This is a genomic window from Thermofilum adornatum (assembly GCF_000446015.1).
GTDB lineage: Archaea > Thermoproteota > Thermoprotei > Thermofilales > Thermofilaceae > Thermofilum > Thermofilum adornatum.
This window is the reverse complement of record NC_022093.1, coordinates 1,235,643-1,250,999: the sequence shown is the minus strand read 5'-3', so window position 1 is coordinate 1,250,999 and position 15,357 is coordinate 1,235,643. Positions and strand designations below refer to the sequence as shown.

At 41.9% G+C, this 15,357-nt stretch carries 15 protein-coding genes; 7 read left to right on the top strand and 8 right to left on the bottom strand.

From position 1 onward, the window contains the following. Positions 1-22: 22 nt before the first annotated feature. Complete coding sequence (gene pyrE, locus N186_RS06770) at positions 23-553, bottom strand: orotate phosphoribosyltransferase (RefSeq protein WP_148682125.1); 531 nt, start codon at positions 551-553, stop codon at positions 23-25. Then, complete coding sequence (locus N186_RS06765; RefSeq protein ID WP_020963040.1) at positions 541-1,248, bottom strand: orotidine 5'-phosphate decarboxylase / HUMPS family protein; 708 nt, start codon at positions 1,246-1,248, stop codon at positions 541-543. Before N186_RS06765 ends, pyrE begins: the two co-directional genes overlap by 13 nt. 94 nt (positions 1,249-1,342) lie before the next feature. Between N186_RS06765 and N186_RS06760 the strand changes: the two genes are divergently transcribed. Then, the gene (locus N186_RS06760; RefSeq protein ID WP_020963039.1) at positions 1,343-2,614 is read left to right on the top strand and encodes an L-lactate MFS transporter; all 1,272 of its coding nucleotides are present in this window, start codon (positions 1,343-1,345) and stop codon (positions 2,612-2,614) included. 116 nt (positions 2,615-2,730) lie between these two features. Here the strand turns inward: N186_RS06760 and N186_RS06755 are convergent, their stop codons facing one another. Genes N186_RS06755 through N186_RS06735 form a run of 5 tightly spaced genes read right to left on the bottom strand, consistent with a single transcriptional unit; the run spans position 2,731 to position 8,388 of the window. Then, positions 2,731-4,260 carry a gluconokinase gene (locus N186_RS06755; protein ID WP_148682124.1) on the bottom strand — a complete coding sequence of 510 codons (1,530 nt, stop codon included), beginning with the start codon at positions 4,258-4,260 and terminating at the stop codon, positions 2,731-2,733. Positions 4,261-4,268: 8 nt separating this feature from the next. Continuing rightward, positions 4,269-5,147 carry a carbohydrate ABC transporter permease gene (locus N186_RS06750; RefSeq protein ID WP_020963037.1) on the bottom strand — a complete coding sequence of 293 codons (879 nt, stop codon included), beginning with the start codon at positions 5,145-5,147 and terminating at the stop codon, positions 4,269-4,271. Between the two features lie 2 nt (positions 5,148-5,149). Beyond that, a complete protein-coding gene (locus tag N186_RS06745; RefSeq protein ID WP_052885550.1) occupies positions 5,150-6,004 on the bottom strand; it encodes a carbohydrate ABC transporter permease in 855 nt (284 codons plus the stop codon). A gap of 31 nt (positions 6,005-6,035) precedes the next feature. Next, positions 6,036-7,439, bottom strand: a complete 1,404-nt coding sequence (locus tag N186_RS06740) for an ABC transporter substrate-binding protein (RefSeq protein WP_020963035.1) — start codon at positions 7,437-7,439, stop codon at positions 6,036-6,038. A gap of 52 nt (positions 7,440-7,491) precedes the next feature. Next, positions 7,492-8,388 carry a dihydrodipicolinate synthase family protein gene (locus N186_RS06735; RefSeq protein ID WP_020963034.1) on the bottom strand — a complete coding sequence of 299 codons (897 nt, stop codon included), beginning with the start codon at positions 8,386-8,388 and terminating at the stop codon, positions 7,492-7,494. Between the two features lie 187 nt (positions 8,389-8,575). Here N186_RS06735 and N186_RS06730 point away from each other — a divergent pair, with 187 nt between their 5' ends. Both N186_RS06730 and N186_RS06725 read left to right on the top strand, forming a co-directional pair. Further along, positions 8,576-9,193, top strand: coding sequence for a helix-turn-helix domain-containing protein (locus N186_RS06730; protein WP_187147007.1), 618 nt, complete (start codon positions 8,576-8,578; stop codon positions 9,191-9,193). Then, positions 9,174-10,679, top strand: coding sequence for a gluconokinase (locus N186_RS06725; RefSeq protein WP_020963032.1), 1,506 nt, complete (start codon positions 9,174-9,176; stop codon positions 10,677-10,679). Before N186_RS06730 ends, N186_RS06725 begins: the two co-directional genes overlap by 20 nt. On the opposite strand, the gene N186_RS06720 is transcribed toward N186_RS06725, so the two are convergent. After that, complete coding sequence (locus N186_RS06720) at positions 10,666-11,691, bottom strand: D-isomer specific 2-hydroxyacid dehydrogenase family protein (protein ID WP_020963031.1); 1,026 nt, start codon at positions 11,689-11,691, stop codon at positions 10,666-10,668. The two genes, N186_RS06725 and N186_RS06720, sit on opposite strands and share 14 nt — an antisense overlap. A gap of 128 nt (positions 11,692-11,819) precedes the next feature. On the opposite strand from N186_RS06720, the gene N186_RS06715 reads away from it, so the two are divergent. The 4 genes from N186_RS06715 to N186_RS06700 all read left to right on the top strand — a co-directional run bounded on the left by N186_RS06715 (position 11,820) and on the right by N186_RS06700 (position 15,150). Continuing rightward, positions 11,820-12,584: an HpcH/HpaI aldolase family protein gene (locus N186_RS06715; protein ID WP_020963030.1), complete on the top strand. Its 765-nt coding sequence runs from the start codon at positions 11,820-11,822 to the stop codon at positions 12,582-12,584. Between the two features lie 75 nt (positions 12,585-12,659). After that, complete coding sequence (locus N186_RS06710; protein ID WP_020963029.1) at positions 12,660-13,301, top strand: HAD family hydrolase; 642 nt, start codon at positions 12,660-12,662, stop codon at positions 13,299-13,301. Positions 13,302-13,766: 465 nt separating this feature from the next. Further along, a complete protein-coding gene (locus N186_RS06705; protein ID WP_052885683.1) occupies positions 13,767-14,555 on the top strand; it encodes a KaiC domain-containing protein in 789 nt (262 codons plus the stop codon). A gap of 46 nt (positions 14,556-14,601) precedes the next feature. After that, the gene (locus N186_RS06700) at positions 14,602-15,150 is read left to right on the top strand and encodes a flavin reductase family protein (protein ID WP_020963027.1); all 549 of its coding nucleotides are present in this window, start codon (positions 14,602-14,604) and stop codon (positions 15,148-15,150) included. Positions 15,151-15,357: the final 207 nt, after the last annotated feature.

Below are 15,357 nucleotides of genomic sequence, written 5' to 3'. Positions count from 1 at the left end.
GGTTTATAAGTTTTTCTCTTAGCTACTTTTTCGCTCTAAGTATGCTTTCAAGGGTGGTTAGACTGTCGAGAGAGACGCCTATGTTTTGGAGAGCTTCCCTTGCACCTTCTCCTCTATCGACAACTACTAGGGCTTTTATAACTTCTAGTCCCTCGCCCCGAAGTAGACCAATGATGTCTATTAGTGTCCCGCCCGTGGTCGCAACGTCGTCTATCAAGAGTATCTTTGAGCCTTTGACATAGTCTCCCTCGAGCTGTTTCATTGTTCCATGTGTCTTCTTTTCTCGCCTGGCGTAGATGAGAGGCTTAGACATTTCGTAGGCTATAGCTGTGGCTAGGGGAAGACCTCCCACAGCTATTCCACACACGTAGTCAAACGAATATTGTCTAGCTTTTTCCGTCATGAGTTGGACAACCCTCCGGAAAGCCTCGGGATACGATGGTAGCTTTCTCAGGTCAACGTATATGTTGCTAATCTTTCCAGAGGTAAGCCTGAATTCCCCTGTCTTGACAGCCCCTATCTGCCAGAGTATTTCCTCTATCACCTTAGCCACCTCCTCTGCTCCTCCACTATTTTTTCAGCGACATCGCGAGGATCCCTACTCATTGTCAGCATCCTCCCCACGATTTCAAAGTCGGCCCCATGTTTTAAGGCTGTTCCAGGCTCTGCGCCCTGCGCTCCGATTCCAGGCGAAATAATCGTGTATCTGGGGGGCAGATACTTGCGCGCCTTCTGTATAAGCTCTGGCTTAGTCGCAGGCAAAACTACGCCACTAAGACTCAGCCTTGTAGAATACTCCAAAAGATCCCCAAAATGTTGATCTAGCAACCTGGCCTCTGGGTGACTCATAGCTACCAAACCAAAGACGTCTAGGCTAATATTGTCTTTGTCATTTAAAACTTCTTCGAGCCCCAATGGGAAAAGGTGCAAAATCGCACCGTCAAAGCCGTTTCTCTCGATTAGACTTAGTTCTTTCTTAACTATGCTAGGTATATCTGCAAGCTTGAAGTCAGCCAAGAAGTAGAAGTCTCCCTTAAACCTACCTATAAGTTCAGCCACGTCCGAAATATCCATAGCGAGCACAAGGGGCAACCCAATCTTTATGCCCACAACGTACTTCGCTATTTCTTCTAGAAAGATATCAATACTCTGGGGAGACACTCCTCCAGGCAAATCATCGAGTGCAACAATTATTCTTGAAGATTTTGCTTCTCCTAGTTTCCTCAGCTTACCTATGTCCACATGCATCGAAAATATGAGGCCAAACTATGCTTTAAGAACTTTTAGATGTTTACAAATGCCGAGTTTTGTTTAAATTTTCGACATACATAATCTTACCTATATGGTCACAGACACAGTTGAGTTTGACAGGAAAGCTGGGAAAAGTCGCTGGCTAATAGTGATCTGCGGGATGCTGATAAACTTGGCTCTCGGGGCTGTGTTTGCATACAGCATTCTTATAGTGCACTTCAAAACCACCTTTGAAGAACTGTACGGCATAAGCCTCAGTGCTACAGAGTCACAACTGCCTTTCATAACAGCTTTATTTGTTTTCTCGTTAACTATGCCCCTCATGGGGAAATATATTGAAAAACATGGTCCAAGACTCATCGTTATAATTGGTGGAATACTTGTAGGTCTCGGCTGGTTCGCATCGTCCTATGCTAGAGATGTTTTAACCCTTGTTTTCTTTTATGGAGTGATTGTAGGAATTGGCCTGGGGATTGCATATAATGCCCCCATTGTGACTTCTGGAAAGTGGTTTCCAGAAAAGCGTGGACTAGCAGTAGGCTTAACGGTGTTAGGTTTCGGATTGTCCGCAGCCATTGTTGGACCACTCATTGATTTTCTCTCTTCATCGATTGGATTTCTCAATGCTTTGAGAGTCCTAGGAATTTTGTTTATAGCCTGGATCTGCATGTGTGCTATTCCTCTGAAGTTTCCGCCTCCAGGAAGAACCTCAAATACTGGATCTTATTCGGCAACGTCGCTTAAAGCAAATCAAGGCGCTCCCCGGGACTTTATGCGTCACGAGATGATAAGGACGAGAACCTTTGTTGGGCTTTGGCTTTGCTATACTATTGGAACCCTAGCGGGGCTTATGGCGATCGGCGTAGCTAAGCTTGTTGGCCTTGAGGTTGCACAGAGAGCTGGAATACCAGTCAGCGAGGCTTCTGCCATGCTTACATTGTTAGTTATACCGTTTGCAGTTTCTAATGGGCTGGGTAGACCTATATTTGGCTGGATGACTGACAAGATTGGTCCCAGGAATACTGCGATATTGTCGTTTGGACTAATATTCACGTCGTCGATACTTATGTCCATGTTTCCTTCTTCTTTGACGCTTTATGCCATTGTATTTATGATTTTATGGATGAACCTGGGAGGGTGGCTAGCTATTGCACCAGCGTCTACCGCAAGATTTTTCGGTATGAAGGATTATGCTCGAAATTATGGATTAGTCTTCACGGCTTATGGCGTGGGAGCAATCCTCGGAAATCTTCTTGCCGGGCAAGCAAAGGATATATTTGGCTCATACATAGCTGTATTCCCATACATAGCATTCCTAGCACTAATTGGAATCATAATTGCAACGACAATAAGACCCTTCTAGCTTTTCCTAGAACTGGTATTCTTGTTTCCTGTGCTTATTTTCTTCAACAGGTATCAAATATTTGAGAAAAATGCATTTAAGATCTTTTAGATAAAAACAATCTTTTCCAAGTATTTTTAAAAAACTTTTACATGTTTCTTTGTAAAGTTATGAAATTCTCTGCTATAGTCCCTAAGAGTGTTATAAAGCTTTATAAATAAATTCACGTATTCTGAATAAAATTCACTAGTGAAGGGGTCAGGGTTAGCTCCGTCCTGCAATACTTCTTTAAACCTGTAAAGAGCTTCTTTATAGCTAATAAGACCGTTAGCTAAAGCGAAGTGTAACCATCCTCCTATAAGTGTTGGTTCGTAGTCTTCTCTAACGACTAGAAGCGGTATGCCGAATATGTCCGAGAAGATTTGTCTCCATGTTTTCATGCGTAATCCGCCACCTCCTCCATGGATAATTGAAGCATTCAACCCGTTTTCTTGTAAGGCATTGTAAATCATTTTGAGAGTAAATGCTACTCCTTCCATTATGGCTCTTAAAACATCGTTTCTAGTGGTTGATAGGGATGCTCCGTAGAGAACTCCTCTAAAGTATGGATCACGAATTGGAAACCTTTCGCCGGTCAAGTAGGGTAAAAATATTAGCCCATTGGCGCCTGGAGGCGAAAGCTGTGCTTCTACGTCCAACAAAGAGAATTTGTCTATACGAGCCGTATCTGAAACTATTTCTTCGGCTGTAGCAAATGATTTTAGGAACCATTCAACTGCGATACCCGCATTGTTTATAGCTCCTCCAATTATCCATCTTGAGTTTCCTGCATAATAACTGAAAAATCTCATGTCGTATCTATCCACTTGCGGTTCAGGCTTTGTTAATCGAATCGCAGCACTTGTACCTACATTTAAAGCAAGTGTATTTTCTTCGATCGCTAATACTCCAAAGCTATGTGCTCCAGCGTCGGAAACGCCAGGATAGACGGGAGTGCCTTTTTTAAAACCTATAAGTGACGCGGCATCACTCGTCAGCTCAAGGTACTCTTTTTCACCAATAACAAGCTCCGGAAGATTTTCCTCTGAAAGTTGAGCCAAGCTCACCGCATGTTCACTCCACTTCAAAGAATGTATATCCACCATTTGAGCACCTGATGCTGTTGAAGCGTCAACAACCAAGTGACCTGTAAGTTTTAAAAGAGGAAATTCTTTGACTGAAACAGCGATTTTATGTTTTGTGTCTGGTTTAAGTATTTTCTTTAAGTAAATAATCTTTGGAAGTGGATAAATGATAAGTGGTGGACATCCCGTCTCGTGATAAAGATCATGATTCTTCAGACTAAGCTCGTCTAGATGCAGGGATAGACGTGTATCTAAGTAGGTAATTAGCCTTGATAACGGTTCTCCATTTTTATCTAGAAGCATAGCACTATGCATTTGCGACGTAAAGAAGATTGCTTCTGCTTCGCCACCTGTCACTCTGGAAGCGTGTCTTAAGGATGCTACCACCTTCGAGTATATATCGTAAGGGTCTTGCTCCGCCCTGCCCGTGGCATCAACCTCCAGGTTTACTCTTTCGTAATGTAGATCAAGCAGTTGACCGTCATCGTCAAAAATACCTGTCTTTATATTTGTCGTTCCAATATCAATAACAACGGTTGTCATAAATTTCACTATGCTTTTACTGCTCCTTTAACTAGCCCTACTACTACATATTTTTGAACCAGCATGTAAAGTACTGAGGGTACAATTCCAGCAAAAATTGCTGTAGCAGCTAGACCGCCTGGATCAACTATTTCGCCACCCCATAGGAAGAATGTAGTAGCTATTGGCAAGGTATATTTGTGACTAGAATTTAGTAAAATCAAGGCAAAGAGCAAATCATTCCAAGATAATGTGAATGAGAAAATAAATGCCGTTACAAAGCCTGGTATAGCTACAGGAATAACGACACGCCACAATGCTTCTAGCCTTGTGCATCCATCAATTAGTGCTGCTTCTTCCAGAACGCTTGGTATACCTGAGAAATAGCTTCTCATAATTAGAGTTGAGTATGGAAGGGTATACGCTAAGTGAACGATTGATAATCCTAGCAAAGTATTGTACAGGCCAAGATAACGCATCATGACTAAGATGGGTACCATTAAGATAAATACGGGAAAAACATACGCAAAAAGTACAAGCCACATTACTATCCTTTTGCCTCGATAGCTGAATCTAGCCAAATTGTAGCCGGCAAGCGACCCAAAAATAACACCTATAATAGATGCAGTTAGAGAAACAATTAAACTATTTGTCACGTATACGATCATTGGGTCTGGTAAGGCCGCACGGAGACCCATGCCACGAAGAATAGCCTCCAGGGAGGGATTGAATAGACTGAGGTAGTTGTCTAACGTGATTTTTGTTGGGATTGGTTTCCATGCTTCTTCTGGTACAGATATGCTTGTCTTGAATGCCCAGAATGTGGGGATAATTATCCAGAGTAACAAGAGGATGACGCCCACGGCAATAATGATTTTGTTCAAGATTTTTCCTGAATGACCGGCCATCTTTATTCACCCATTTGCTTTAAAGTGAAATATATTAGGAACAAGTAAATTGGTAGTACTAATATAGTATATGCAGCGGCAAGCGGGAAATTAATTTCCGTAAGAAAAGCTATTTTATATGTAGCCATTGGTATCGTCAAAGTTGCGTCAACTGGACCACCACCAGTAGTCATGTAAATTTGTGTAAATTCTCCCAGCGTCCACATCGTTGAGAGCAACATCACGGTCAAGAGAACTTGTTTTAATTGCGGAACAGTTATATGAATAAATTTCTGGTAAACATTGGCCCCGTCAATCTCAGCCGCCTCATACAGGTCTGTGGGGATAGCTTGTAGACCAGCTAGATAACCCATAAAGAAGAAGGGCCATCCATGCCATATATTTATAAGGATAACTGACCACATAGCATTCTCATAGCTCATCCAGTGTACAGGCTGTAAACCTAACATTTTGAATATCGTGTTGAATGTACCTCTGTAGTCATAGTTGAACCAGAACAAAACTGCTACAACGAAAGACGGGAAAGCCCATGGAAGAATTGAGAAACCTCTTAAGAAGCCTCTTCCCCAGAATTTCTTGTTAAGGAGTAGAGCTACTCCTAAGCCAATTAATGCCTTAGAAGTCACAGAAATAAAAGTATACAACAAAGAATTACCAACAGACTTATAAAACATAGAAGATGCTAGCAATCGTTGATAATTCTTGAGACCAGCAAAAACGGCTTCTCCACCTATAGTTTTTTCTTGAAAGCTCAGCCATATGTTATATGCTATCGGGATTATGAAGATGAAGATAATCAAGACTAGGGTAGGCAGAACATAGATCCAGTTATAAAGTGATCGAGTAGTTTTCGACATAGAAAAATCACCAAAAAAGAAAAATAATTTTTTATCCTCCATATACTCTTTTAACTTCTTCCCTCAGCTTTGCTGCATACTCGTCTATGACTTTGTCTGGATCCTCTCCTTTGATGACTACTCTCTGAATCATTTCGTTCCACGTGAACCCTTCTCTAAATGTCTCGCTAGGTGTTGTTCTCTCACCTAACGGGAAGGCCGCTGTTTCCATGAATTTGATTTTTTCGACCGCTTTTGCTGGGTCTTCACCGAGGGCAGGATACTTGCCTGCTTTCCAGTCTTTGGAGATTACCTGCATTTGGGACTTAAATATGGGGAGCGCATAGAGGCCTGAGGCTTCACAGAATCCTTTACGATAGTCTTCTTTGTCGGCATATAAGTAGTAAACCAGGTCTTTTGCAAGGTCTGGATATTTTGTTGTTTTGAATATGAAAACGCTTTCGTCGCCACAGTCTACTGAGACTGGCAACAAGAATAATTTGGTGTTTGCTGCTAGAGCAGGATTCTGTGTCATTACTGCATACCATATGCTTGCCGGATTCATTGTCATTGCAATTTTTCCTTGAAGGTAGGCATTGTTGTTGGATGCATCGACCCATTGATCACTATCTGGCGGAGTTAATTTCTCAAGCCATATCTTCCTTTCTATTTCAAAAGCTTTTTTGAGACCCGTTCGATATGGCTCTTTATCCATTATAACTCCAGCTACACTTCTATCTGTTAGCATTCCTCCCCCGTATCCTCCCCAGAAGTGTAGGAAGGTCCACCATGTATCGTAGCCGTTCAATCCTAAGGGTAGACCTACTCCATACACTCCAGGCTCTACTTGGTTTAAGACTTTTGCAGCAGTATAGAAGTCATCTAGTGTTTTTAATGGGAATAGGTTTTCTGCATTTGCTTTTTTGACTATGTCCCAGCGGACATGTAGCCAGGTGGCTTCAAACATTGTGGGAAGGCAATAGTAGTGACCGCTCCATTCGCATTCTTTGAGTTTTATTTCATATATGTCGCTTTTATTTAGTTTCTCGATAATGTCATCTATTTGTATCAATAATCCTTTCTCCGCGAAAATAGCAACCGGGTGACCATTTATCACTATGTCAGGCGGGTTTCCTGCTTCAACAGCTGCAATAAGCTTCTTTCCAATATCTGTTACCGATAACCATGTTATTTCAACATCCACGTTATTCTTTGCCGCCCACTCACGAACTTTCTTTTCAATCCAATACATCTGAGGTGGTGTAAATGTGCTTCTTCCCCAGATAACTAGTTTAGGCCTAGTTGTAGCGGTTTGTTGGGAGGGGGTTGTTGGTTGCTGTGGAGTTGTAGGCTGTGGCTGCTTAGGTTGCTGCATTAGAAAGAAGCCAATGCCTGCTATTATTAGGACGACTAAAACAGCAATGGCAATTATTTTTGTATTGTTTTTTTGGCTCATCAAGGTGTATTATTATACTTTACCATTAATATTTATAGCCAAACTTGTTTGGCTATCCATAATTTCGCTCATTTAGTAATTCCTCCAAGAGGGCTTTGACGTCATGTTTTAACTCTTCAGGAAGAGGGATGAAGGGTTTTCTGGGCAAACCGGCATCTACTCCCCGCAGTTTCATAAGTGTGTACACGAGAGGAATTGTGGAACCCAGTCTATGGAGTTCTTTTCGGAACTTGTTTATCATGAACTGAAGTTCTACAGCCTTCTCAAGATCATTTTCCTCGAGCAACTTAAATAGTTTATAAACTACTTCAGGGGCATAATTCGACATTCCAGGAATAAATGCACGTGCTCCTAAAACATAGCCAGGAACCATAAGAGCCTCTGTACCAACGACTACGTCGAAATCTTTTCCCACTGTTACCTTATATTCTATAAACTGTTGAATATCAAAGCTACTGTCTTTAATACCAACTACCCCTACATTTTTTAGCTTAAGTGCAAGTTGAGGGTTAATTTGATAGCCAACTCTTTGTGGATTGTTGTATGCGTAAACTGGTATCGTGACAGAGGCTACTATGTCTTTAAAATACTCCACAACATGAGAGTCCGGGTGCGCATAGTAGAAAGGAGGAACACTAGCAACAGCATCTGCACCGATATCTTCCGCGTGCCTAGCCAATTGGACTGCAGTCTCTGTGTCTGTTGAACCGACATGTATAACTACAGTCTTTGACCCTTTGACAAATTCCATTATTTTTTCAGCAACTATTTTTCTTTGATCTATTCTCATTATAGGTCCTAGACCATAAGTGCCACAAACATAGTAGCCATGGACATATGGATAAGTAAATTCAATAAGTCGACTAAGAGTGTCTGTCTTGACTTCTCCCTTCTCATCGAATGGAGTTATAAGTGGTGGTAAGATACCATACAGTTTTTTCTCATTCATCGAATCCAACGATAAAGTTACCCTTATTTAACTATGGAGCCAAACATATTTGCCTTTCCAGAAAAGTTTTAAATAGAAAGATTAATTCTATGAATGCAGGTTTACAATGCACAGACCTTATCTCATATATATGCGACCTTACCAGAGTACTTTAGCAGAACTCTCGAAAATACCAGGAGTAGAGATTTTGGTTCTAGGCATAACATACGACGATAGTAAATCAAAGACTTTGGTCTACTCGCTAATGCCACAGAAGAAGAAACATGTAGATGAATTTAGCAAGGTACTCAATAAAGAAGACACAGGAAAAGTGAAGATATTAATGAAGTCGAAATCCTCTCTGACTTTTGTAATAGAAAAAGACAGCTGTGATTTTTACGCGTATACTCTAGGTTCTGGGAATTTTGTCATTTTTCCCTACTTAATTAGGAACGGAGTTAGAAAGTTTTACCTTATATCTGAAGAGGATCCAAAAGTAATAACCGAAAAGTTGGCAAAGAGGGGTGATATTTTAAGATTTCAAACTTCATACATCTGTGAAGCTATAAATGATTCGTATAAACTAATTCTTCAAGCAGACATTTTTTCAAAATTAACTCCTTTGCAACGAGAAGTAATTTCTCGTGCAGTGATTCGGGGCTACTTCGACTGGCCCAGAAAGTTTTCCTTAACTGATTTAGCAAAGGAGCTTGGTGTGTCAAAGGCTACTCTGGCGGAGCATATTCGAAGATCTGAGGCAAAAATTTTAAGTTCTCTTGTAGGCTTAGAATGGAAGAACACTAGATATGAGAATACTAGCAGTTGATATAGGAACTAGCACAGTAAAATCAGGTTTAATTGATTTTGAAGGAGATGGAGTGAAGGGATTCAATACAATTGAAGTTCCCCTTTTAAGACCAGAGCCTGAAGCAGCAGAGCACAGCGCCGATTATTTATGGGGAATATTTAAAGAGACTGTCAAGGAGACAATTCGAAAAGCAAATATGGAGGAGATAGATGGAATAGTTGTTTCTGGATACCTGTTTGGTCTTATCGGGTTAGATTCACAAAACAGACCATTAACAAATATATTTACATGGCTTGACAGAAGACCAGCAAAGTATCTTCCTAGGCTTTATAAGACTTTAGATCCGTTTGAGGTTTACAGGAGGACTGGATGTCCTCCTTTATATATATATCAATTAGCGAAGTTGTTTTGGTTACTACAAGAGAAGAAGACGCTTCTCGAAAAGACAAAAACTATTCTGGATGCTAAGGGTTTTTTGTTTCTGCGTCTTATTGGAGAAAAAGTTATGGATAGAAGTTCAGCTTCTGGTTCGCAACTCCTCAATATGTATTCTCTCGATTGGGATTTCGACCTTATCGAATCGATTGGTATAGACCCTGGCATATTGCCAAGGTTGGTGGAGCCTAACACAATTATAGGAGACTTACCTGTAAGCATCGCTAACGAACTTGGGATAAAATCTGGGGCTCCCATTGTAGCAGGAGTTTTTGATGGAGCAGCGGTCTCTATTGGATTAGGCGGTTTGAATCAAGAGATAGCTACTTCTCATTTATCTACTAGCACGATGCTTAGAGTTGCAAGCCCGTATCCGGTCATTGATAAGTCTCCCTATATGCGATTCCAAACATACTATTCTTTAAAGAAAACTTGGCTCCCGGGTGGAGCAGTAAACAGCGGTGGCGTTGTCTTAAGGTGGTTCAGGGATTCTTTGGGAGGCTTAGAGAAAGTATTGGCCCAAGATCTAGGCATAAGTGTATATGAGATTCTGGACAGAGAGGCAATGCTTTCACCTCCAGGGGCAAACGGCATTATTTTCTTACCATACCTTAGTGGAGAGAGATTCCCTATTTTTGGTAACAACTCAAGTGCTGTAATTTTTGGACTAAGAGAGTGGCATACAAAAAGAGACATTTTGAGAGCATTCATGGAAGGAGTCGCTTATAATCTGAACCTTGTCAATGAGGCTCTGAGGGAGAACAACTTAAGATTTAAAGAAGTGAGAATTACAGGTGGCGGTGCTCAGTCCCAGCTATGGCTACAAATATTGGCGGACGTTTTAAATACGCCTATAAAGGCGTTTACTAGAGGAGATGCCGCTTTGTTTGGCTCAGCGCTAGTTGCTCTGGAAACGCTGGATCCATCTTTCGAATTAACTAAATTCGACCAATATCTTCGTTTCGACAGGATAGCCCTTCCTTCTGAAAACAGATTGGTTTATGAGAAGCAATATGAAAAATTTAAAAAAGTTTTAAATAGTTTGATTCCTTTGTTTAATGAGAACTAAGCTTTATTTTTGCTCTTGTTCCTTTTTCTAAAACTTCTTTGTTTACTATGTACTCGAAGGGTGGTTCCCCCCGTATGACCTGTAAGATTGCATTAGCATTTGATTCATCCATCCCTCTTAAAGCCTCTAAAGTATTTGCACCTATGTGAGGTGTTATAATGACATTCGGGAACTTAAGAAGAGGATGATCAGCTCCAATGGGTTCGCCTTCTATTACATCAAGCCCAACTCCTCCAATTTTTCCAGTCTCGAGTCCTTTAATCAAAGCATTTGTATCGATTAGTTCTCCTCTAGCTGCATTTACTATTATTACTCCTTTTTTCATTTTCTCTATTTCCTTCTCGCCGATGAGATGATAGTTCTCCCTAGTTAAAGCAGCATGTAGCAAGATGATATCTGAATTTTTTAAAAGCGTATCAAAATCTACCAGCTCAGCTCCACTTTTAAAGGCCTGCTCCTTGCTTACATAGGGATCATAGGCTATGACTCTAGCCTCGAATCCTCTAGAAAATATTTCTGCAACTCTACTGCCAATGTTTCCTAGGCCTACGATGCCGACTGTTTTGCCCTTAATGTTTATTCCAACAATTTTTCCTCTTTCCGACCATTTCCCTTCCCGAACATAGCCGGCGGATAAACAGACTTTTCTCGCAACATTAAGGCATAAAGCGACGGCTAATTCTGCTACTGCATCTCTTTCCTTGTATCCGGGGACACGTGTAACAATGACACCGTACTCTGTTGCCGCTGTAACATCTACATTGTCGTATCCTATGCCGTGTCTCGCTATTAGTAAAACATCTTTCTGGTGTTCGAAAAACTCTCGATCATAAAACGGTGTTACACTTGCAATTATAAAATGATAGCCCGAGAGTTTTTCAGCTAGCGGCTTACCTCGTAGGGTTTTATCTACGTCCAAGAAATCAACCTGTGCAACTCTTCTTAGGTTTTCTAGAACATCGGGTGCAACAACTCCATAAGACCTTGAATTCACTATTGCAACTTTGTACATACATTTGTTTATAGGCAGGGCATTTTAATTATTATCCCCATACATTGTTTGGTCTTTCCTCATGTTTTTCGCCGAATGTGTTTGGCATAAAAATTATTTAAAAGAAATGAACGTATTTCTTGACACAAATGTTTGGAAGACTGCCTAAACTTTTGGTTGAGAACAAGATCAGTCTGGGTGCTTGGTTAACGATTGCAAATCCCGAAGTTCCAGAAATGCTTTCTCTACTCGGTTTTGATTGGCTCTTGTTTGACGTTGAACATGCACCTTTAGACTTTCAAATGCTGGAATATATGTTAATGGCCGTAAGGGGGGACACTACTCCCATAGTAAGAGTACCCTTTAACGACCCTGTTTATGTAAAACGCGTCCTTGACCTAGGATTTGCCGGTATTCTCTTCCCATTAATCAACAAAGCTGAAGATGCTAAACAAGCTGTTGCATCAACGAGATATCCTCCAAAAGGCATTAGGGGTGTAGGTCCCCGTAGGGCCGCTAGTTATGGTTTAAAGACAAATGAGTATTTTGACAATGCCGACAAAGTGCTAGTAATCGTCCAGATCGAGACACAAGAAGCCGTCAAAAATATTGAGGATATACTCTCGGTTGAGGGAGTAAATGCATTCTTTATTGGACCAAATGACCTATCGTTTTCATATGGGTACAGGTCTTGGAAAGAAGAGATTGTAAGAAAAGCCATAGAAAAAGTTGCCGAAGTTTCAATGAGCCTCGGAGTTCCTGGAGGTATGTATTGTCCTGACGATGAATCCTTAGAATTCGCATTGAAAAATGGTTTCAAATTTATAGCCTTGGGAAGCGATTACAGGTTCTTGGTTGCAGGTGCTAGGAGTAGACTCGAAAAAGCAAAAAGTTTAGCCAATAGTTTCTCATAACTAATGCATCCTTTTTTCTATTGTTACGTATAAATAGACATTTTTATTTTGAAAACATCGTTGACAAGGTGTCTAATGGTGGGCATTAAGTATATCTCTCTAGACATGGACGGAACCATCGTCAGCAGGAAGTATGTGGACTATTTTTGGCTAGAGCTTGTTCCTAGGCTGTACGCCGAGAGACATAGCTTGGACATTGAGACGGCAAAGCGTGTCGTGTTTCAGTCTTACGACGAGGTCGGGCAGGGAGATTTAAGGTGGTATCTTCCTAGGTACTGGTTCCAGAGGTTCGGTTTGATGGACGAGCTTGAATATGCTTTGAGCGAGGCGGGGAAGCTCGTCGAAATTTACGAGGATGCCCTAGAATTTTTCGAGAACGTGCCAAACCATGTTAAACTGGTGCTTAGCACTAGCGCGGCGAGGGATTTTATCGGTCTCGTATTTTCGCGCTTCCCATTCCTAGAAAAGAGGTTTGTAAGGGTTTTTTCCTCATCCTCGGACTTCTCTCTCCCAGGCAAACCCCCAGAGTTCTTTAAGGCTATTCTGCGCGAGCTGGGGATAGGGCCACACGAAATACTACATGTTGGGGATGACCCAGAGAGCGACTACAAGAATCCATCATTGGCTGGTCTTCGCGCAGTACTTGTTTCACGAGACGGAAAATATGATGGAATTAAAAGTTTAAACGATGTCTTACATATGATTGATTTCTATTAACAACGCTGCACCGTAGAGCTTTATTAACTCTTAACTCTGAGGCAAAAATATAATGGATAAAGGATGGGTGGAGATTCTCAGGTTTGTGGTTCCCAAGTCGCTTATAGACAAGTTACGTAGATATGTAGCCAAAAGTGGGATGTGAGGTTAAGCTCTAATAGGAAAGCAATTCGGGACAGGAACATGGAAGAAATAAGCATATCCTCTCGCTTACCAAGCGAAAGAGTGGACTCAATCGTAGGACTAGGGCTAGAGTCAGATTTTGGGTGGCTGGGGCGAAGATTTAAGCGATGCCTTGAAGTATAGAGTTAACAAAAGTATTTCAGGCAAGCATGATCCTTGAGCTTTTACCTCAGAGAAGCATGGAACGCATATCAATGTTCTCCAAACAGCGCAACACACATGGTGGCAATTTCTGGGAGAAAGGCTGAAATATTTCACTTGGGATTTATTACATGGTTAGATGTGGAGGTTAGAAGACTTTCCACGGGAATTCCTGGCCTGGACGCCCTTTTGAGGGGCGGGATCCCAGAGGGTTTCTTTGTCGCCCTCGTGGGGATGCCTGGTACAGGTAAGACTATTACATGTCTGCATTTTGTATGGGCTGGTTTGAGGGCTGGGGAAAGCGCGATATATGTGACTACGGAGGAGAGCAGGGAGAGCATCCTGAGGCAGGCAGCGCAGTTTAAGATGGATTTCCAGAGCGCTTTGGAGTCTGGCAGGCTTGTTATTATTGATGCCCTTATGCGAGAAAAGGAGGACGAGTGGACCCTTCGCGAGCTCGCTGTAGAGGAAATGCTTAGCAGGATTATAGAGGCAAAGAAAAAGCTGGGGAGAAACGCCCGCAGGCTTGTTATTGACTCTATGAGTGCTTTCTGGCTTAGGGCTCCTGTCAAGGCTAGGGAGGACAGCTACACTGTCAAGAGGATACTAAACAAGTGGGGGTTCACAATTATGGCTACAAGCCAGTATGCTATTACGACTGGTAGCGCTTTTGGCTGGGGCCTTGAGCATATTGCCGACGGAATCATCCACTTTAAGCGTAGAATGATCAACGGTGTCCTCACGAGGTACATCATTATCGAGAAAATGAGGCAGACAGCCCACGACTTGAGGGCATGGGAGATAAAGATAGAGGACGGCGTCGGCGTTGTAGTGGTAAAGCCACTGGAGAGGAGGCTCGAAGACGAAAGCTTACCAGAAAAAGTACAGAAGAAGATCAAGACCCACTCGGAAGAGTTCTCACTAGAATAGCTGGCAACATATCTTTTTTATACATATCCAGCAAAGTAACAATTGTATGAGCCTACCTGAATATGTTGAAGTAGTAACCAGGCAACATACCAGGTTGCTGCACCCCAAACTCGTGGTCCTCGTTGTCTCAATTGGGAAAGATGGCAGAGCCAATGTTATGCCCGCGGCATGGGTCACACCTGTCTCTGTGAATCCGCCGCTGGTTGCCGTTGCGATTTCGCCAAAGAGATACACGTACAAACTGATAAAGGAGAGTGGAGAATTTACCTTGAACCCGGTAGAAGCCACAATGCTGGGGCTAGTCGAAGAGACTGGCTCGACAAGTGGTAGCGAAATAGACAAGTTCAAAGCATATGGGATAGAAAGTTTAACACCTCTCAGGGTAAAGGTTCCATGCATAAGGAATTCACTGGCGTGCATCGAGTGCAGAGTAGCGGCTGAGTATCCTTGTGGTGACCACTCTTTGTTTGTGGGAGAAGTATTAGCCGCGAGAGTCAGGCGAGATGCGTGGAAAAACTCTCTTTATGACTTGTCTAAGGTTCGACCCCTTCTCCATTTGGGTGGAGAAGAGTATACGAGTGCATGTAAATTTTGAGTCGTATAATGCCGCTAGAGTCACACACGATTGGGAAAACATATGTGGAGGATTTTTCTCTAAGTGATATAGCCGGGGTTTCCAAACTACAGTTAGTTAGACCTTATTAAATAATACTTAATGTTGACGAAAACTATACTTTTCTAATCATCTCGTGTATTTTGTTTTGTCCATTAATCTCTCGTTGTACTTAGAAATAAAGCAGAA

What these genes read in the sequence shown, in the direction of transcription:
- N186_RS06765 (WP_020963040.1), bottom strand. Translation starts at nt 1,248, where the DNA reads ATGCATGTGGACATAGGTAAGCTGAGGAAACTAGGAGAAGCAAAATCT.
- N186_RS06760 (WP_020963039.1), top strand. Translation starts at nt 1,343, where the DNA reads ATGGTCACAGACACAGTTGAGTTTGACAGGAAAGCTGGGAAAAGTCGC.
- N186_RS06755 (WP_148682124.1), bottom strand. Translation starts at nt 4,260, where the DNA reads ATGACAACCGTTGTTATTGATATTGGAACGACAAATATAAAGACAGGT.
- N186_RS06750 (WP_020963037.1), bottom strand. Translation starts at nt 5,147, where the DNA reads ATGGCCGGTCATTCAGGAAAAATCTTGAACAAAATCATTATTGCCGTG.
- N186_RS06745 (WP_052885550.1), bottom strand. Translation starts at nt 6,004, where the DNA reads ATGTCGAAAACTACTCGATCACTTTATAACTGGATCTATGTTCTGCCT.
- N186_RS06740 (WP_020963035.1), bottom strand. Translation starts at nt 7,439, where the DNA reads ATGAGCCAAAAAAACAATACAAAAATAATTGCCATTGCTGTTTTAGTC.
- N186_RS06735 (WP_020963034.1), bottom strand. Translation starts at nt 8,388, where the DNA reads ATGAATGAGAAAAAACTGTATGGTATCTTACCACCACTTATAACTCCA.
- N186_RS06725 (WP_020963032.1), top strand. Translation starts at nt 9,174, where the DNA reads ATGAGAATACTAGCAGTTGATATAGGAACTAGCACAGTAAAATCAGGT.
- N186_RS06720 (WP_020963031.1), bottom strand. Translation starts at nt 11,691, where the DNA reads ATGTACAAAGTTGCAATAGTGAATTCAAGGTCTTATGGAGTTGTTGCA.
- N186_RS06715 (WP_020963030.1), top strand. Translation starts at nt 11,820, where the DNA reads ATGTTTGGAAGACTGCCTAAACTTTTGGTTGAGAACAAGATCAGTCTG.
- N186_RS06710 (WP_020963029.1), top strand. Translation starts at nt 12,660, where the DNA reads ATGGTGGGCATTAAGTATATCTCTCTAGACATGGACGGAACCATCGTC.
- N186_RS06700 (WP_020963027.1), top strand. Translation starts at nt 14,602, where the DNA reads ATGAGCCTACCTGAATATGTTGAAGTAGTAACCAGGCAACATACCAGG.